The sequence below is a fragment of the Metamycoplasma phocicerebrale genome, assembly GCF_003383595.3.
Lineage (GTDB): Bacteria > Bacillota_I > Bacilli_A > Mycoplasmatales > Metamycoplasmataceae > Metamycoplasma > Metamycoplasma phocicerebrale.
In genome coordinates this window covers 1-19,255 of sequence record NZ_CP033058.2, presented here as the reverse complement: position 1 = coordinate 19,255, position 19,255 = coordinate 1, and the positions used below count along the sequence as shown (strand labels likewise).

19 protein-coding genes and 2 tRNA genes are annotated in these 19,255 nt (G+C 24.6%); 6 read left to right on the top strand and 15 right to left on the bottom strand.

Going from position 1 to position 19,255, the window contains the following annotated elements; genetic code table 4:
- Nucleotides 1-36: 36 nt before the first annotated feature.
- From DMC14_RS05580 to DMC14_RS00090, 4 genes are all read left to right on the top strand, one after another.
- Nucleotides 37-1,287, top strand: a complete 1,251-nt coding sequence (locus DMC14_RS05580) for a coiled-coil domain-containing protein (RefSeq protein WP_137412640.1) — start codon at nucleotides 37-39, stop codon at nucleotides 1,285-1,287.
- Nucleotides 1,288-1,378: 91 nt separating this feature from the next.
- Nucleotides 1,379-1,900, top strand: a complete 522-nt coding sequence (locus tag DMC14_RS00100; protein ID WP_116171821.1) for an adenine phosphoribosyltransferase — start codon at nucleotides 1,379-1,381, stop codon at nucleotides 1,898-1,900.
- Nucleotides 1,901-1,942: 42 nt separating this feature from the next.
- Nucleotides 1,943-3,769 (top strand): oligoendopeptidase F, encoded by a 1,827-nt coding sequence (gene pepF, locus DMC14_RS00095; RefSeq protein ID WP_116171820.1) that lies wholly within the window; start codon nucleotides 1,943-1,945, stop codon nucleotides 3,767-3,769.
- 96 nt (nucleotides 3,770-3,865) lie between these two features.
- Entirely contained in the window at nucleotides 3,866-4,177 is a 312-nt protein-coding gene (locus DMC14_RS00090; RefSeq protein WP_116171819.1) for a hypothetical protein, read from the top strand.
- 30 nt (nucleotides 4,178-4,207) lie between these two features.
- Here the strand turns inward: DMC14_RS00090 and DMC14_RS00085 are convergent, their stop codons facing one another.
- The 6 genes from DMC14_RS00085 to dnaK all read right to left on the bottom strand — a co-directional run bounded on the left by DMC14_RS00085 (nucleotide 4,208) and on the right by dnaK (nucleotide 11,426).
- Nucleotides 4,208-5,137: an aromatic motif membrane protein gene (locus DMC14_RS00085; protein WP_116171818.1), complete on the bottom strand. Its 930-nt coding sequence runs from the start codon at nucleotides 5,135-5,137 to the stop codon at nucleotides 4,208-4,210.
- Nucleotides 5,137-5,943, bottom strand: a complete 807-nt coding sequence (locus tag DMC14_RS00080) for an aromatic motif membrane protein (RefSeq protein WP_116171817.1) — start codon at nucleotides 5,941-5,943, stop codon at nucleotides 5,137-5,139. The genes DMC14_RS00085 and DMC14_RS00080 overlap by 1 nt, the downstream gene beginning before the upstream one ends.
- Nucleotides 5,930-6,907, bottom strand: a complete 978-nt coding sequence (locus DMC14_RS05575; protein WP_116171816.1) for an aromatic motif membrane protein — start codon at nucleotides 6,905-6,907, stop codon at nucleotides 5,930-5,932. The genes DMC14_RS00080 and DMC14_RS05575 overlap by 14 nt, the downstream gene beginning before the upstream one ends.
- A complete protein-coding gene (locus tag DMC14_RS00070; protein WP_116171815.1) occupies nucleotides 6,885-7,586 on the bottom strand; it encodes an ABC transporter ATP-binding protein in 702 nt (233 codons plus the stop codon). Before DMC14_RS00070 ends, DMC14_RS05575 begins: the two co-directional genes overlap by 23 nt.
- A gap of 2 nt (nucleotides 7,587-7,588) precedes the next feature.
- Nucleotides 7,589-9,457 carry an ABC transporter permease gene (locus tag DMC14_RS05570; RefSeq protein ID WP_116171814.1) on the bottom strand — a complete coding sequence of 623 codons (1,869 nt, stop codon included), beginning with the start codon at nucleotides 9,455-9,457 and terminating at the stop codon, nucleotides 7,589-7,591.
- Nucleotides 9,458-9,635: 178 nt separating this feature from the next.
- The gene (gene dnaK / locus DMC14_RS00060) at nucleotides 9,636-11,426 is read right to left on the bottom strand and encodes a molecular chaperone DnaK (protein WP_137412639.1); all 1,791 of its coding nucleotides are present in this window, start codon (nucleotides 11,424-11,426) and stop codon (nucleotides 9,636-9,638) included.
- A gap of 338 nt (nucleotides 11,427-11,764) precedes the next feature.
- On the opposite strand from dnaK, the gene DMC14_RS05565 reads away from it, so the two are divergent.
- Both DMC14_RS05565 and DMC14_RS00050 read left to right on the top strand, forming a co-directional pair.
- Nucleotides 11,765-12,154 carry a hypothetical protein gene (locus DMC14_RS05565; RefSeq protein ID WP_116171812.1) on the top strand — a complete coding sequence of 130 codons (390 nt, stop codon included), beginning with the start codon at nucleotides 11,765-11,767 and terminating at the stop codon, nucleotides 12,152-12,154.
- Nucleotides 12,155-12,312: 158 nt separating this feature from the next.
- Complete coding sequence (locus DMC14_RS00050; protein WP_127922957.1) at nucleotides 12,313-13,317, top strand: IS30 family transposase; 1,005 nt, start codon at nucleotides 12,313-12,315, stop codon at nucleotides 13,315-13,317.
- 233 nt (nucleotides 13,318-13,550) lie between these two features.
- Here the strand turns inward: DMC14_RS00050 and DMC14_RS00045 are convergent.
- The 9 genes from DMC14_RS00045 to dnaA all read right to left on the bottom strand — a co-directional run bounded on the left by DMC14_RS00045 (nucleotide 13,551) and on the right by dnaA (nucleotide 19,180).
- A tRNA-Lys gene (locus DMC14_RS00045) sits at nucleotides 13,551-13,626 on the bottom strand.
- 6 nt (nucleotides 13,627-13,632) lie between these two features.
- Nucleotides 13,633-13,719, bottom strand: a tRNA-Leu gene (locus DMC14_RS00040).
- 140 nt (nucleotides 13,720-13,859) lie between these two features.
- Nucleotides 13,860-14,639, bottom strand: a complete 780-nt coding sequence (rsmA, locus tag DMC14_RS00035; protein ID WP_116171791.1) for a 16S rRNA (adenine(1518)-N(6)/adenine(1519)-N(6))-dimethyltransferase RsmA — start codon at nucleotides 14,637-14,639, stop codon at nucleotides 13,860-13,862.
- On the bottom strand, nucleotides 14,639-15,400 hold the full coding sequence (locus DMC14_RS00030; protein ID WP_116171790.1) for a TatD family hydrolase: 762 nt from the start codon (nucleotides 15,398-15,400) through the stop codon (nucleotides 14,639-14,641). Before DMC14_RS00030 ends, rsmA begins: the two co-directional genes overlap by 1 nt.
- Nucleotides 15,400-16,095, bottom strand: a complete 696-nt coding sequence (locus DMC14_RS00025) for a 5'-methylthioadenosine/S-adenosylhomocysteine nucleosidase (RefSeq protein WP_116171789.1) — start codon at nucleotides 16,093-16,095, stop codon at nucleotides 15,400-15,402. Before DMC14_RS00025 ends, DMC14_RS00030 begins: the two co-directional genes overlap by 1 nt.
- A gap of 128 nt (nucleotides 16,096-16,223) precedes the next feature.
- Nucleotides 16,224-16,421, bottom strand: a complete 198-nt coding sequence (rpmB, locus tag DMC14_RS00020) for a 50S ribosomal protein L28 (RefSeq protein WP_116171788.1) — start codon at nucleotides 16,419-16,421, stop codon at nucleotides 16,224-16,226.
- 71 nt (nucleotides 16,422-16,492) lie between these two features.
- Nucleotides 16,493-16,711 (bottom strand): RNA-binding S4 domain-containing protein, encoded by a 219-nt coding sequence (locus tag DMC14_RS00015; protein WP_116171787.1) that lies wholly within the window; start codon nucleotides 16,709-16,711, stop codon nucleotides 16,493-16,495.
- Nucleotides 16,711-17,808, bottom strand: coding sequence for a DNA polymerase III subunit beta (gene dnaN, locus DMC14_RS00010; RefSeq protein ID WP_116171786.1), 1,098 nt, complete (start codon nucleotides 17,806-17,808; stop codon nucleotides 16,711-16,713). The genes DMC14_RS00015 and dnaN overlap by 1 nt, the downstream gene beginning before the upstream one ends.
- A gap of 10 nt (nucleotides 17,809-17,818) precedes the next feature.
- Complete coding sequence (gene dnaA / locus DMC14_RS00005) at nucleotides 17,819-19,180, bottom strand: chromosomal replication initiator protein DnaA (RefSeq protein WP_116171785.1); 1,362 nt, start codon at nucleotides 19,178-19,180, stop codon at nucleotides 17,819-17,821.
- Between the last annotated feature and the right edge of the window lie 75 nt (nucleotides 19,181-19,255).

The following is a 19,255-nucleotide window of genomic DNA, read 5'->3' as shown; positions in this document are numbered from 1 at the left end:
ATCGATCATTTAAAACTTAAAGAAGCAGTTGAATTTTTGGAAAAAATTTATAAAGATTTTGTTGATCTTAAAAAACGAGCAAGCATTGAAGATGAATACCATAAAAAGGATGCTGATATCGAGGATAAAATTACTGAAATTGATGAAAAAATAAAAAAAATAAAAAAACAAATTGAATTTGAAAAAGAAAGATCTATGCAAATTATTGAAGAAATAATAAATTCATATACAAATTTAGAAATTAAAGTTGATAATCTTAGCGAAGCATGAAATAGTAGAAAATATGATTCTATTAAAAGAGAGCTTGATATTTTACTTGAAGAAAGAAGAAGCGCTCAAGCTTTATATGATAAATATAACACTGAAAGCAATAAAACTGTGTATAGAATAAATGCAGAGTTGGGCAGATTGAAAGCATGACTTTCAGATTGAAGTAATAATATAATCAATAAAGCGCACGAAAGATTAGAAGCAATAGAACAAAGCTTTATTAGTAAATGAAATTCTATTATTGATGGTTATAATATAGCTAAAAACAAAATTTATGAGGCCGGAATCGATCATTTAAAACTTAAAGAAGCAGTTGAATTTTTGGAAAAAATTTATAAAGATTTTGTTGATCTTAAAAAACGAGCAAGCATTGAAGATGAATACCATAAAAAGGATGCTGATATCGAGGATAAAATTACTGAAATTGATGAAAAAATAAAAAAAATAAAAAAACAAATTGAATTTGAAAAAGAAAGATCTATGCAAATTATTGAAGAAATAATAAATTCATATACAAATTTAGAAATTAAAGTTGATAATCTTAGCGAAGCATGAAATAGTAGAAAATATGATTCTATTAAAAGAGAGCTTGATATTTTACTTGAAGAAAGAAGAAGCGCTCAAGCTTTATATGATAAATATAACACTGAAAGCAATAAAACTGTGTATAGAATAAATGCAGAGTTGGGCAGATTGAAAGCATGACTTTCAGATTGAAGTAATAATATAATCAATAAAGCGCACGAAAGATTAGAAGCAATAGAACAAAGCTTTATTAGTAAATGAAATTCTATTATTGATGGTTATAATATAGCTAAAAACAAAATTTATGAGGCCGGAATCGATCATTTAAAACTTAAAGAAGCAGTTGAATTTTTGGAAAAAATTTATAAAGATTTTGTTGATCTTAAAAAACGAGCAAGCATTGAAGATGAATACCATAAAAAGGATGCTGATATCGAGGGTAAAATTGCTGAAATTGATGGATGAATTCAAGCAATAAAAAATTTAATTTAATTTAGAATTGAATAAATGGAAATTTAGATAATTAATAATATAATTGCAATAGTGTTTTTAATAATTAAAAATTATTTATAATATTTAAGTCATGGAATTAAAAAAATATATAAGAACAGTTATGGATTTTCCAGAGCCAGGTGTTAAATTTAAGGACATTTCACTTTTATTAGCGAACGGGAAAGCTTTAAATTATACAATTAATAAAATGGCCGAATGAGCAACTGATGCTGATATTATTGTAGGCCCAGATGCTAGAGGGTTTTTGTTTGGAACCCCAGTAGCAGCCAAACTGTCAAAACCATTTATTATGGTTAGAAAAAAAGGTAAATTGCCTGGAGAAGTGATTAGTTGCGCATATGGTTTGGAATATGGCAGATCAATACTTGAAATTCAAAAAGGTTTAGTAAAGCCAGGGCAAAAGGCAGTTATTATTGATGATGTTTTGGCTACTGGCGGAACATTGCAAGCAATAACAAAATTATTAACCGATCAAGGAGTTGAAATATTAAGAATTATTGTTTTAATGGAATTGGACGGTTTTGATGCAAGACAAAAATTGAATTGCGAAGTTAAAAGCTTAATTTTCTTAGACAAACAAGATATTGAATAAGGTTAATTTAGCCTTATTTTTTATATAAATAAAGGAGAACAAATGAAAAAATATGAAAAATATGAAGATATAGAACAAGAGTATCGTTTTGATTTAGAAGATATTCTAGGAAGCAATTCTTACGAAGAATTAAAAAAAGAATATTTTAATTTGTTTGCTCAACAAATAGAAATTAAGGATTCAAAATATGAATCTTTTGAAAAATATTGTAAATCAATTAAATTAGATGAAAAAATGATTATTTTATCGAATAAAATAAGTAATTATTTATCAAACAAATTAAACACAAATGTAGTTAGCCATAATGTTAATAAATTAATTTCAGAATTTGAATCAGAAAAAGCCAATTATTCTAAACTTTTTGGTTCTGAAATAAATAGAATTGCAAAAAATAAAGAAAAAATAAAAAATTGAATTCAAAAACCAGATTTAAAAGAAATAAAAAAAGATATGGAAGCAATATTGGAGGAATTAGACCATAAATTAGATGATAATGTAGAGTTGTATTTAACTAGTACAGCTCATGGTAATCCAAATGTAGAAGAAATATTTGGAATATTGACAGATAGTGAAATAGAATATGGTTTTGCTCATGATAAATGAGGCAAAAAATATGAAATTACTGAAGGCACCAGGCCTCAATTAATGAAAAATAAAGATGAGTTAGTTAGAAAACAAACTTATTTTAATTATGCTGGTGGTTTTTTAAAGCATAAACAAAGTTTAGCTAAATTGCTTTACCAACATATAAAAGAAATATCGGTTAATGCTTTGCATAGAAAATATTCTTCGTCATTAGATTCAATATTATCTGGAGATAAAGTAGATAAAACCTTATTACAAATTATTTATTCTAGCGTTCAAGAAAATTTAAATATTTTTCAAAAGTATTGAAAAGCCCATAAGAAATTTTTTGAAATTAAATTTAATAAAAAGTTTGAGCTTTGAGATGGGGCTGTAGACCTAGTAAAAGTAAAAAATAAATATACTGTCAAAGAAGGGCAAAATATATTAAAAAAAATAACTTCAGTTATGCCTTATGAATATCCTAAAATTGTTGAACAAGCAATAAATGAAAGATGAATTGATTATATGAATGTACCATCAAAAAGATCAGGAGCTTATTCAATCGGTGAATCTTACGGGTTGAATAAAAAGTATATTTTAATGAATTGAGATAATACAATTAATTCTGTAAATACACTATGTCATGAAATGGGCCATTCAATGCATTCTTATTATTCAGATAAGAATCAAAGCGTGTTTAGAAGTCAATATACAATTTTTCTAGCCGAAATTGCTTCTATATTTAATGAATTATTATTAAATGACTATCTAATATCAAAGGCAAAAAGTGATGAAGAAAAATTCTTTTTAATAAATGAAAGTATTGGTGACTTTATAGGAACAGTTTTGCGCCAAACTCAATGATCAAATTATGAATATGAATTATATAATAGAATTGACAAGGATGAGCCATTGAATTCATATGAAGAAATTGAAAAATTATATGTTGATATAGCTAAAAAATATACTATAAGTGATGTTGAACCAAAAATTGGGGATGCAATAAATGTTTATAGTGTTATTGTGCCTCATTTTTATTATTATTTTTATGTTTATAAATATGCCTTAGGATATATAGTTGCAAATGTATTTTTCCAAAAATACAAACAAGATGGTGAAAATGCACTTAAAAATTATGTAAATAAATTTTTATCTGCAGGCGATAAGGATTGACCTGCTGCTATATTAAAAGAAGCAGGAGTTGACATATATGATAAAAGCATATATGAAAAAGCTTTTAGTATATTAGATTATAAGGTAGAGGAATATATTAAATTAGGAAATAAAATTTTTAAAAAATAACTATGTTTTGTTTAATTATTTATTACAACTTTTATTTTTAATACAGTTAAGTTATAATTTAGGTGTGCGTATTTAGACACAAAAAAAGGAAACAGAATGAAAAAGACAAAAAAAATTTGAATTTCTTCACTAGGCTTGTTGACAACAGTAGCTTTGCCTTTGGCAGCTATTTCTTGTACCAAACCAGAACAAAAACGCTATGAAAACCTTGTTAAAAAATTAGAGGATAAAATACAAAACTCAAAACTTCCTAAAGATCAAAAAGAAATTATTGCAAAAGGTTTTAGCGCAATCAAAAAAGAAATTTCAGAATCAAAAAACATTACAGAAGAAGATTATAAAAGAGCAGCCGATGCTTTGGAAAAAATATTAAAATCAGCAGAAGAAATATTAGACAAATTAAAATAAAAAATAAAAGCACTGCAAATGTTAGTGCTTTTATTTTGTATCTATATCAACAATTGTAAATCTTAAGGGTTCGCCGCCAAAATCATCATCAAATAAAATTTTTTTAGTCCTATTGCCTTTAGAAAAAAGTTTTCAGGCATGAACATAATTAGACAAATCAAAACGTTTTAAATTTGTTTCATTTTGGTATATTAAAGGATATATATAAGAATATGTAAAAATAGAAATTTTAGTTTTTTGAAGATCTTCAGGAATTAAATTATTATCTTCATCTTTAAAATTAGTGGTAATGCTTAATCTTAATATTATTCCCTGTTTAGTTAAAATAAAAAATTCTGATTTTTTTTGATAACTGTTATCAGGTTCTTTAAGTTCCACAAATTGAATGGCTTCATTTGTTTTTGGATGGTTAAAACCTCCTAAATCTAATGAATCTTTTTGAGTGTCCACACTTAGCTTTTCTAGAGGGGCCTCAAACTGATTATAAGAAGGAAAATAAGCAAAAGTAAATTTATTTAAATTAAATAAAAATCATAATCAGTTTTCTTGGTATAAATTATCTAGTAATTGGCTATACTTTTCTTTGCCAATAACTTTTTTACTAAAAAATCCTTTTTTATCATCGCTTTTAATAATCGAAGTGGTATTACTGCTGTAATATAAGTAATCTTTTATATTTGTAAAATAAGAATTATCTATATTTTTTTGTTTATTAATATAATTATTAATTTTTTGTTCATTTCCTTTAAAAGCTATATTTAATAATTTATTAATATATTCATATTTTAAAAAATTATTTCATTTTGCTTCAATATCATTTATATTTGCAATATTGTGAAGATTTATTTTTTTTTCATTATCATTTTTTGAATCAATTTTTATATTGCATGACATAGTTATAATGGGTAAAGTTAATAAAGAACCTATTGAACTAAATAGTAATATTTTATTTTTTTTCATTATTTATCCTTTGCTAATAAAAATCCTATAGATGGATAACTGTAATTATTTATAATATTTTTTTCAAAGTCATCATAACCTTGCTGATTTTTATGAATTAATCCATTATGAATAATATTTGAAATAAGTCTAATAGATATTTTTTTAGTTCTTGATTTATTAAAATAAATAATTTTATCAAAATTAATTCCTTTACCATTGCTATTTATAATGAACCTAAAAATAAATTTTTCTTTTTTTAGATAAAATATTCCATTTTTTGAATGGCTCGATTCATCGCCTTCTTTTAATTGATCTAAATTATTATTTAAAAAAGCAACATTTTTTGGTTCATCTAAATCATTAAGTTTATTTATAAATTCTTGACTATGTTTTGCTTCTGCTGTTTCGGGAAACTTTCACCATTCTAAAAAACTTCATTCAAAATTTTTAATATTTTTTAAAATAAAAAGTCAATTTTTTGAATAAAAACTAAATAATAGCTTTAAGTTTTCTTCTGTTGAATTTTTTTTATATTTTTGTGATATGTCTTTTATTTCTTTTTTTAATTTTTCTTCTTGGTTTTGAGATTTTATAAATTCTATTTTTTTAAACTCATTTTTTCTAAAATTAATATTTAATAAATTATTAATAATTTTATCTGTTTTTTCTTTTTCAGGATTATCAAGATTATTGATAACTTCAAATCCATCTGGTCTTTTTAAATTTTTATTTAAAGAATCGTTAATACAAGAAATTGAAAGCAAAGCAGTTGGTAGAATAGATATTGCTGTAGAAAATAATAATAAATTTTTATTTTTTTTCATAAATTGACCTCATACTAAAACGATATACTTTTAAATAATCTTTATTGATTTCATTTAAAACTTCATGAAGGAAACCATTATATTGAAATTTTTCTTGAAATTTCATATAGAACTTATCCAGATATCTTTTTAAAAATTCTTCTTCATTAAATTCTTCTCCAAAAGCTTTTGCATCTTCTTTGTTTTTTTTGTATTGTGCTTCAAAATGACTAATTCTTTTTTCAAAAATTTTGCTTTCCAAATTTTCTAGCAAGCTTTCAATATTTATTGATTTTTCATTGCTTGGATTGTTAAAAACTAATAAATCTGGAACAATTTGGTATTTAATTTCTCCGTTTTCTTTGTATTTTCATATTTTGATTGCTTTATTGCCATCATAAACTAAATAATATATTTCTTTATCACTATAAACATTGAAGGGAGCCACTTTTAAATTTTCTTTATATTGAATATTGATTAATTTTTCTGGACGAGGGTTTTTGATATTCATAATTAAAGTACCAAAAGTTCTTTTAACATTTTCAAACCACTCTTCCTCTTTTTTAAAATTCTTGTATCTATCACCATAAGGATTAAAATTAAAATTAAATTTATCTATATTCATTAAACTCCAATACCAATCTTGGGAAAGGGTTTTTTGAATTGCATCTTTACTTTTTTTAGCTAAAAATTTATAATCAGGGTTTTTATTAATTGCATCAATTATAAAAGGCGGATAAAAAACAAAAGCATATCTAAGTTCATTAATTTTAGAATTAGATTTGTTTTCTTGTTGAGAAACATAAATAGATTTTTTATTAATGTCATTGTTAGAAAAAACATTTAACATTTCTTTAATATATAAATTTGAGCTTAGAGATTCTCTAATTTTTTTTTCTTTTCTTTCTTTTGACGTTGTATTTATACAACTTATAGTTGTTAATGGCAATATCAAAGAAATACTAAACAGAAATAACTTTTTCATAGAATAAGCTTTCTAATGGTTTATTTTTTTTGCCAGTATATAAGATATTGCCATTATGTATTAATGTAACTGAATTTACATATTTATCAATTTCTGATAAAACGTGTGAACTAATAACAATTGTAATTCCTTCTTTATTTAATTTTTGTAATAAAGAAAATAATTCATACCTTGCAGTTGGGTCTAAATTTGCAGCGGGCTCATCTAAAATTAATAATTTAGGATTGTGAAGTAGTGCTTGTATTAATAAAACTTTTTTCTTTTGTCCAGATGAAAAAGTGTATGGTCTTTCCTTTAATAAATCAAATATTCCAAATTTTTTTAAATATTCATTTATTTTGTTTTTTGCTTCCTCTTTTGGAATGTTTGACAATATTGAAAGATTATATAAATAATCAAAAACACTAAAATCTTTTGGAAATACGGCTACTTCTGGTACATATCCAATAATAGATTTTGCTTCAGCATTTTTAACATTTATGTTGTTTATTATTATTGAACCATCATACCTACAATAAGCTCCGATAATTGATTTAATTGTTGTAGTTTTACCGGCACCATTTTCCCCAATAAATGCATGAAAATCACCTTTATTAACACTAAAATTTATTCCCTTTATTCCTCTATCAGTTTTCGGGAAAATTTTTTTTAAGTTGATTATTTCTAAAATTTTTTCCATAATTATTTATAGTCCCTTCTTTTGTATAGATAGAATACCGAAACAAACAAAATTAATATTAAAATTATTCATAAAACATAATAGACATTTTTATTTACAATTTTTTTAGATCTATTTATTGCATAAACATCCTCTGTTGCTTTAAACAAGAAGTTTGAATTAGAAGGTGTTAAATCATATCTTAAAACAATTTTAGATATTAATATTGGTTTGCCATCACCATCTTTTTCCACGTTTCCATGTGTGTCCATTTTTTCTCTTTGAACAGTTATTACTTTTTTATCATATGAACTAAAACCACCAATTAAATATTTAAAACCACCAAAATTAATAACTATTTGTGAATTGCCATATTCATTAATTTTATTAGGATTTACTATCATAGATTCATAAATATAACTATTTTGTTTATTAAAATATATGTAATTTAATAAAGCAACTGCTATATAAATTTTTCTTTCAATTTCAGATTGTATTTTTTTCTCTATTATTGAATTTTTATTAAAAATAGTAACATGAAAATTTTCTAATTCATAAATTATTGAATTATCGCTTAGATCATTAATTAAAATAGAAATTTCATTCATTAATTCTTTATGAGCAATAGTGCGATTGTTATTAGTTAATTTGGGTTCGATATTATCAATAATTCTTTTTGCTACTAAATTAAAGTTTTTATCCCTTAATGCTTCATATACATATTTTCAATTCAATTTACCTACTAAATTATTTTCAGCTGAAAATTGAGCACTGTCTTCAGGAAAATCGACATCTGTGTTAGAAGCATTTTCTCTTGCATATATTATGCTGGTTCCAATAGTATTTGGAATAATAGAATTAGATTTTAAAAGCCCAGGAACAATATATCTTTTTTCTAGAATTCCGGAGTTAGATGAATCATATTTTTTTCAGTTAACATTTTTTTCTAATTTGTATTGATAAGTAATGTCATCTAAGCCGTTGTAATAAATATAATTATTTTGATTTGTAAATTTATTTTTTGAAAGAACTTCAAATACATTATTATTATTAAAATTAAATATATCTAATAATTGATAAGGTGTAGATAATCATGAATATATTTGCCATTCACTTGATGATTTATTAGATATATTCATAACTTCTTCAAGATATTCAATTTGTTTTTTACTAAATTTATCATTTTGCAAGCCATTGGGAATTAAAATTAATTCATCTTTTTTATTATTAATAAAAAAAGGTTCAACGTTCGCTTCATTTCCAGAAAGATGATATGGATATTTAGTATTTATATAATATGCAGCGTTATTAGCATTGGATGTTGCATTAGCAGATAATAAAGATCCGCCTAAAGCTAATGGAATAAATAAAGCTAAAGGAATTGTTATTGCAAATTTTTGATTTAATTTATATCCTATTAAAGCAGTAATTAATCCGATAAACATATAAGTACAAAATACTACTATTAAAAATAACCCTGAATAAGTAAATAAAAGCCTTGCATTAAAAAAACCATTTAAAAACAATAAAGATGATAAAGATGAAACAATTGCTCAAATTAAACCAAAATAAATTAAAGTTATTAATTTACCTAAAACTAAATTATTTCTCGATATAGGTTTAGATAAACTGACTATTTCCATTCCCTCTTGTTCAAAATCTTTAAAAATGTTTAAGGCCTTTATTGAAGAAAAAATAACTGTAGCTACTAATACAAAAAAAATATATATATATGTTGTTAAATTAAAGTATTTGTGATCAATAGTAAATCTAAAAATTAATCCCATAATTAGTGATAGGCCAATTAATAAAGAAGGAATAATAATTGAACTTTTTTTCTTAAATACATTATTAAAAGCAAATCTTGAATATTTTAAAGCTGATGTTTTCATAAAAGCACTACCTTTCTTTTGTTTAAATATTAAAAAAATTATAGCATAAATAACATAAATAATCAATTTTTTTTATATTATAATTTTATTTTTTATGTTAAATTATTCTTCTCTCTGTTTTTATTTAAATGAAAAAAACACAACCTTTTTATGATTGTGTTTGATAACTTTAATATTATTAATTTGTTTGATTATCTTTATCTTCTGTTTTTTCTTTATTTTGAGATTGTTGTTGTTTTTTCATAAATTCCATGGCTTGTTGCATTTTTTGTTCGAATTCATTAACTTTTTTTTCTAAATTATCATAATCTTTATCATTTAGTAATTTTTCAATTTCTTCTTTTTCTTTTTTAACTTCTGCTAGTTGAGTTTCGGGAAGTTTTTTAGCTTCTTCTGAATTTAATGTTTTATCTAATTCATGAATTAATTGTTCTGCTCTAACTGTAATTTCTACTTCATGGCGTTTTTTCTTATCTGCTTCTCTATTTAATTCTGCTTCTTGAACCATTTTTTCTACATCTTCTTTAGATAAAGATGAAGTATTTTGTATAGTTATACTTTGTTCTTGATTAGTTTTTTTGTCTTTTGCTGTAACCTTGGTTATACCATTGACATCAATTGAAAAACTTACTTCAATTTGAGGAATGCCTCTTGGAGCAGGTTGTATTCCTGTTAAATCAAATCTTCCTAAAAATTTATTATCTTGGGCCATTTGTCTTTCGCCTTGTGTAACAACAATAGAAACTGAAGTTTGGTTATCAGCAGCTGTTGAAAATATTTGGCTTCTAGTTACAGGAATTGTTGTATTTCTTGGAATTAATGGAGCAACTATATCTCCTTCTACGACTATTCCTAAAGTTAATGGAGTAACATCTAATAATAAAACATCTTGAATGTCTCCGGCTAATATTGCGCCTTGTATAGCGGCCCCAACACTAACTACTTCATCAGGATTAATTGAATTATTTGGTTTTTTACCGGTTACTTCTGATACTATTTTTTGAACAGCTGGCATTCTTGTTGATCCACCCACTAACAAGACTTCTGTAATATCGTTTCAGCTTAATTTTGCTTGACTTAATGCGTCTAGTAATGGTTTTTTGGTTTTTTCTAATAAATCAGAAGTCATTGCCTCGAATTCAGATCTTTTTAATTCTAGTTCAACATTAATTGGACCATTTTCATTCATAGCTAAAAATGGTAATGAAATATTTGCAACCATAGATTCAGAAAGTGCTATTTTTGCTCTTTCGGCTTCTTCTTTTAATCTAGCCATTGCCATTTTGTCATTTTCAGCATTAAAGTTATATTTATTTTTTATTTTTTCAATCAATCAATCTACTATTCTGTGATCTCAATCATCACCACCTAAATGATTATCACCCGAAGTTGACAATACTTCAAAAGTTCCATTTTCCATTTCTAAAATAGAAACGTCAAAAGTACCTCCACCTAAGTCAAATACTAAAATTTTATGATTTTCATCTTTTGATTTATCTAGTCCAAAAGCTAAAGCTGCAGCAGTAGGTTCATTAATAATTCTTACTACATCTAAACCAGCAATAATACCCGCATTTTTTGTTGCTTCACGTTGTGCATTATCAAAATATGCTGGTACTGTAATTACTGCTTTTTTAACTGTTGATCCAATTTTCTTTTCAGCATATTCCTTCATATAAGAAAGAACCATAGCACTTATTTCTTCTGGTTTATATTCTTTTTTATTTATTTTTACTGTTTCTGAACTACCCATTAATCTTTTAATTGATGATATACTATCTGGGTTAGTTTCTAATTGTCTTTTAGCCGCCTCTCCAACTATTCTTTCATTATTTTTAAAAGCCACTACAGAAGGTGTAGTTCTTTTTCCATTTGGATTTTCTAAAACTTTAGGTTGTCCATTTTCAACAATAGAAACTGCTGAGTTGGTTGTTCCTAAGTCAATACCTAAAATAATTTCCTTTGTCATTTTTTCTCCTTTAAAAATTTGTTTTATTTATATTAAATATTTTTAATTTTTAAACCACATTTAATTAGTTTACAAGAATATTTTAGCACAATTTTTAGCACTTTGAAAAAAAGAGTGCTAATTTTTTAAATTAAATGATAAAACTTAAAAAAATTCTTTTTTTGTGCTTAATTGCCTATAAAAATAATTAAAAATTCTATTGTATTTAACATTTAATATTTTTTTTGTTATTAAAAATGTAAAATTGTATTGGGTATTGAATTTATATTAATACTTATAAAAATTAAAAAAAGCATAATACTAAATTAATTATTTATGCTAACGGAAGGAAAAAAAACATGAATAAAAAAATACATCTTACAAATTTTTTATTAATGATTTTTATTTCAATTTTAGTAGTAATAGCAGGAGTTTTATTGTATTCACTTGTTATTAAAGGGTCTTCTTTTACAGTTGATACGAAGAATATAAAGCTAAGTACTGAAAATTTTTGAAATTTAATGAAATCTAAAGGTGTGGCAATAGCTAGTTCAATAATTGCTTTATTTTCATTAGCAGCACTTTTACATATTATACTTTTTATATATATTATTATTGGAGCTGTAGATGGTTTCAAAAATAATCATTATTCAGTTGGAGTTTTATATGTATTAGGGGCATTTATACCAATGTCAATATTTACATTTATTGCTTCTTGCATTGGAATGTCGAGAGGAAAAAAAGCTTAAAAAATAATTTTAAAAGTGAGGTTAATTGCCTCACTTGCTGAATTGAAAATTCAAGTGCAACACTTTATTGATAAAATATTAGTGTGAGGCTGCTTGAATTTTTTTCTACTTAAAAAAATAAAAAAAGGCCTCACAAAAAACACCTAAGGAGACCTAATATGAATTATAAAGCATTTAAAAAATATTTTCACATTTCTTATGAAGAAAGATTTTTTATCAAAAAATTAATGGATAATGGCTATTCAATACGAAAAATTGCTAGACGATTACGCAGAAGTCCTTCAACCATTTCTAGAGAAATAAAAAGAAATCTTGATTTAACTGGAAATTATGATTCTTGTGCAGCAAATATAAAATCGTTTAAAAGACATTCTCATAAATATATGTTTAGATTTAATGTTAATTTTAGCTATAAAGAATTTACTAACATTTTTATTCAAAAATATGACAAAAAGTTTTTTGGTATAAAATCAACATATCACTATATTAAAACTAATTTTAAAATTAAATTACCATCACTAAGAACTGTTTTTAATTGGATAAAAAGCAATCAATGAACAATTAAAAAACATAATAGATTAAGGAGTTTTTATAAAAAGGGCGGCAAACGAACAGCTTCAGTTGTAAGCAGATTAGTTACAAGCGCTAGCTATGTTTTTCCGATTTGAACTAGACCTAAATCTGTAGATTTAAGACAAGAATATGGTCATTGAGAAGCTGATCTAGTAATTGGCAAGCGCAGCACTGGTTTCAGAAATATTTTAACTTTAACAGAACGAAAAACAAGAATAGGCTTTGCAACATTTGTTTTAAGTAAATCAGGTTATGAAATTAATACTCAACTACGCAAGCTAATAAAAGAAAATAGTTTAATTGTTAAAAGTATAACAATTGACAATGGTATAGAATTTGAAAAAATAGGAATATTAGCCAAATGATTAAAAATAAAAATTTATCGAGCTGAACCTTATGCATCATTTCAACGTGGTTCAAATGAAAATTGAAATGGTTTAATTAGAAGGGAATATAAAAAAGGTTTTAACTTTAATACAATCAACATTGAAACGTTACAAAATATTTCAAATAAAATAAATGAAATGCCAAGAGAAATACTTGGTTGAAAATCTTCAAAAGAACTATTTTTAAAAGAAAATTACATCTAAGCTAATAATTAACAAATAAATAAATTAGAATTTATTTCTACCGAATAAACGGTGTTTTTTGTTTATTTAAATTGTTTAAAAAATACATAAAAACAAAAAAAACATATATTTTTACAAACTTTAAAATTTTAAATATATAATAAAAACATCAAGCACAATTATGTGTTGCACTTGATATTTCATTTAAGGAATATAGGAGTTTTTCTCCTATATTTTTAGTCAGTTTCCTGAAATGGTACGCCCTAGAGGATTCGAACCTCTGACCCAATGGTTAAAAGCCATTTGCTCTACCTTCTGAGCTAAGGGCGCATAACATGGTGCCCAGAACTGGACTTGAACCAGCACGGCCATTACAGCCAACGGATTTTAAGTCCGTAGCGTCTACCATTCCGCCACCTGGGCAAGGTGGTTTTTGTTAAATGCTATATTATTATAATATTTTTTTTATTTTTGTTAAACAAAAAAACAATTTTTTTATAAAAATCAAAAATATAATTTAATTTTAAAATATTAATTAATTTGAAAGCTTAAAAAAGCCGAGTTTAATTTAACTCTTTAAATAAATTTATAAAATCGTTTTTATTCAAATTTTCTGCTCTAATTTTGGAATCGAAATTTAATTCTTGAAAAGAATGCAATATTTTTTCTTTTGAAAAATTAGTGTTCAAATTATTGAATAAAGTTTTTCTTTTGAATTGAAAACATAGAGCAATAAACTTAACAATTTCCTTAGCGTTTTTCTTTAAAAAATCATTGGGTTGAATGAATTCAATTTTAATTACAGTTGAATCTACTTTTGGTTGAGGATTAAATTGTGAAGCTTTTACATCTAATAATTTTTTTATATTACTAAATATTTGTAAAGTTACCGATAATTTTCCATATACTTTAGAATTTGGTATAGCCAAAATTCTTTCAGCTACTTCTTTTTGTATCATCAAGGTTGCTGATTCAATTTTTAAATAATTATCTAACAATTTAAAAATTATTGGAGAAGTTATGTTGTAAGGAATATTGCCAATAATAGTTACTTTGCTATCTTCAATAAAATTAATGTTGGCTTCTAAAAAATCCTCATTAACAATTTGAATATTTTTTGGATAATTTTTTTTATTCAAATATTCTCATAATTCTTTATCTAATTCATAAGCCTTCAAACTAGATACTTTAGAAATCAAAAAATCTGTAATAGCACCCATACCAGGCCCTATTTCTATTACATTTTTATTTTCTACATTAGCCAAAGAAACAATTTTTTCTTGAATTTGTTTATTAATTAAAAAATTTTGACCAAAAGATTTTTTTGCTCTGATTTTTGCCATTACACACCAAAAACTTTCTTAACATTTTTTCTAATTTGTTTTACTAAAACTTCTTCATCAATTTGTTTTAAATTGGCAATATATTTATAAGTATGTTCAACATAAGGACTTATGTTAGGTCTTCCTCTCATTGGCATTGGAGCTAGATAAGGAGTGTCAGTTTCGCAAAATATTCTATCAATAGGCACTTCTAAGCAAGATTCTTGAAGGCTTTTAGCATTTTTAAAAGTTACTACTCCTGAAAATGAAAAAAAGAAATTATCATGTTTTAAACATTTTTTGGTAAATTCTTTATCACCACTATAAGAGTGAAAAACAAATTTGACATCTTTATATTTAGGTAATGAAATTATTTTATAAGCATCATCTAAAGCATCTCTAATATGCATAACAACTACAACGTTATGTTTTTTTGCAACCTCTATTTGTGAAATAAACCCTTCTTTTTGAATTTCTTTAGAAGGAGAATCATCATAATGATAATCCAAACCAACTTCGCCTATTCCAATAACTTCCTTAGTAATAATTGTCTCCAAGAAATTGCCATCTTTTTTTCCTTCTGATAAAGTTGGATGTATTCCAATTATAGGATATAAATAATCTTGTTTGGCACATAAATCAATTAGTTCAACACAATCTTCTTTCGAAGTGCCATTAACAAACATAAAATCCATATTCATGTTTTTTCATTCTCGAACAACACAAAGAGGATTATCATAGTATTCTTTAAATGGGTGTGTATGTATATCTATATATTTCATTAATTTAACCTTTCCAAAATGTTTAATAATAAATCATTAATTCTTGCACTAACTATTAACGTATTATTTCTATAGTCTTTATCGTTGTCTTCAATTGTAATATTGTCAGAAATAACCTTAATAATAGAAATTGGCATATTATAAAAATCTGCAGTATGAATTAAAGCCGTAGCCTCCATATCCATAGTTTTAATATTATTAAAATTTTTTTCTATATTTTTAGCATCACTAATTGTAAAAAATTTATCAGCAGAAACATTGTTAGTCAATTCTAAATTTAATATTTTTTGAAATTTTAAATTTAAATTATCGTTGGTTTTAAATTCAATTACATTGTTAGGTAGTTGCCCAAGCTTATAATTTTTTAAACAAGTTAAATCTACATCATAGTAATAACTTTTTTGAACTAAAAATGCTTCTCCTACTTTTGTTTTCTTTAGTCCGCCCGAAGCTCCAATATTTAAAATTTCACTTATTTTAAAATCTTTAATGTTTAGTAGTCTTGATAAAAATAATGAACTATTAACTTTCCCTACTCCCATATGTGCTACATAAAACTTTTTATTTTTATATTTGCACAATAAAATATTTTGATAACTTGAAAAGCTGTTATCAAAAATATATTCATTAATTATTTCAACGTGAGATAAAAAAGACTCACTTTCTTGCTTTTCAGCAAATAGTATTAATAACATAAATTTACTCCAGACTAAAATAATAATATTAATATTATATATTACTAAATTTAAAAAGTTTTATCACTATAGAAATAAAAAATAAAAAGTGGAAATTATAACCACTTTATATTATATCATTCGAATTATTAAGCTACTAAACCGTATTTTTTTAAAGTTCTAGCATTTTTTGCAGTTACTCTAACAGTTTTTTTAGATCCGTTTTCAGTTAAAACAGTTACTTTTTGCAAGTTAAGGTCAAATGTTCTTTTTGAAGTATTTAAAGCGTGCGATCTTTTGTTTCCGCTTAAAGATTTTTGACCTGTTAATTGATCTCTTCCTGGCATATTTTCTCCTTAATTATTTGTAAATAGTATGTTAATATTTTATATTAAATTAATTTTTTTTTAATTTTTTATTATTTTTGTTGTGCGGCTTTAATTATAAACAACTCGTCATCAACCCAAACTGTATCACCAACCCTAATTTTTGCATTTCTACCTTCAGGTACACGGTCGTTGATTTTTACTTTGTGCACATTTAAAAAGAATTTAACCATCCCACCAGTTCTACATATTCCGACTTTTTTTAGAAATTGCCCTAATTTTATCTCTTCTCCTGTTATTTCTACTTTCATTAGAAACCTCTTTGTGGAGTTATTAAATGATATAAATTAGGATTAGATTCAGATGTTATAACAATTCTCATTTTATCGGCTGTAAATGATAAGGTTATTTCTTCTTCAAAACTTTGAATTGCATCCTTCAAGAATCTTGAGTTTAAAGCTAATTTTAATTCTGTATCACTATAACTAAATTTTTGTGACTTAATTTCTGCATTAGCAATTTCTTCTCTAGTTGAAGAAATCGTCAAAACCTGATCTTGAATATGAAGTCTTATTTTATTATAATTTTCACTAATAATAACAGAAGCTTTATTTAATAAATTATTTAATTCTCTTTTATTAATTACTAAAGTATAAGCAAAATTTTTAGGTATTATTTTAGAAACATCTAAATACACTTGATCTACAACTTTAGATTCAATAATTGTTCCATCTATTTCAAACAAAACTTTTTGATCTGAAATATTTAGAACAACATCGCCATTGTATTCAAAGTTTAAAATATCTTTTAAATTTTTGGCTAATATTGAAATATTAAAGTTAACATCATCTTCTATATCTAATACTTCTTCTGCATAACGATATTTATCAGTTGCTACAAATTTTAATTTTTTATTTTGTGCCGACATATTTATACAACATAATATAATATTTGTTTCTAAGGTTGACGCAGCTACTCCTACATTTCGCACAATATTTTTTAAAGTATTTCAATTAACCTTAACTTGATCACCATAAATTGAAAAATCTATAGGGGGATATTCATAAGCATTATATAAATTTAAACTAAATCTATCATTTTCAGTCAACACTTCTAAAGTGTTTTCTTGAGCCTTCAAAACAATATCGTTATCTAATTTTTTAATTATATTTCTAAATAAAGAAAGATCTACCAAAATTGAACCAGGAACAATAATTTCTGCATCCATACTTGCAAGAATTTCATGCTTAATACTTATTGCTCCGTTTGAACCAATTAAAGTTATTTTATTTCCTTCAGCATTTAACAAAATCCCCTTTAATTCAGGTATAAAAGGATTAGGATCTATTGCTTTTGCTACTTTTTCTATTGCATTATCTAATAATAATTTATTAATTTTTAATTCCATTTTTTTCTCCTTAAACAATCTTCTTTAAAGAATCTTGTATTTTTTCTATTGCCATTTTTAAAGTTGAATTACTTTTTAAATTAGATTCAATTCAATTTAAAGAAGCTATCACAGTTGAATGAGCTTGATCTCCAACCATTTTTCCTATTTCTTTTAAAGTAAAGCTAAAATTGTTTCTTATTAAATAAATAGCTATTTTACGAGGAATAACAATTTCTTGAGCTCTACTGATACTTTTTATCTTTTTCTTTTCAATTCCGTAATATTTACATACTGTTTCTATTACTTTTTCTGGCGTAATGCTTTCTTCTGCTTTGGTTACATTTTTAAAAATATTTTGAATAGTTCTTATATCATAAGTAAAGAAATCATCTCCTTCAGAAAATAATTTTATTCTACTAATAGCTCCTTCTATAGCTCTTATTGAAGTTGAAAAATTTCGAGCTATATATCTTAAGGACTCATCTTCCCATAATTCGGGGTTAATGTTATTTTCAGATAACTTAAATTTTAAAATAGAAATAACATCATCCATTTGCAAATTATTAATTTCAATTATTAATCCACCTTGAAATCTTGTTATAAATCTTTGTTCAAATCCTCCAAGATAAGATGGATCTTTATCTGCACAAAAAATAATTTGTTTATTATTTGTTTTCATTGTATTAATGATATTAAACAAAACATTTAAAGTACTTTCTTTATTTCCATATTGTTGAACATCATCAAACATTAAACAATCATAAGATGTTAATTCATCAACTATTTTATTTATTTGTTCTTGATTTTTTGATTTAAGTTGTTCCACTAATCTTCTAGTTAAATTATCAGGATTAATATATAAGCAATTTTTATTTTGTTTTGTTAATTCATTTCCAATTGCATGTAATAAATGTGTTTTTCCTAAACCACTATTAGAGTGAATAAATAATGGATTAGAAATATCATCATATTCAGTACAAATTTTCTTTGCAGCTTTTAGAGCCATTTTATTAAAATTACCTGTTGCATAATTTTTAAAAGTTAAATCTTTTTTTACATTGCTTATTTTTGAATTATTAATAAAACTTTGGGTTTTATTTTTATCCACTATTGGTCCAATTTCATCAAGTGAAGATATTAAAATCAAAATAATTTTTTTATCCAGAGTATTTACAATTGCCCTTTGAATAGTTTGAAAATGGTTCGTCTTAATATAATCAATCAATGAAGGCGAAGTCTTAACATATGCATGATTCTCATCAACATGAACTAGTCTTAGGTTTGAAAAAAAACTTTCATATATCATTGAATCACTTGCTGTGTTTTTTAACTCATTTTGTAAAATAGAATTACTTACATTCAAATCGATCTCTTTTTCTTTATATTTCATATTTTGAATTATATTTTAAAAGCTCAAATATGTTTTATAATTGCCAAAAATAATGAATAATATCAACATTTTATT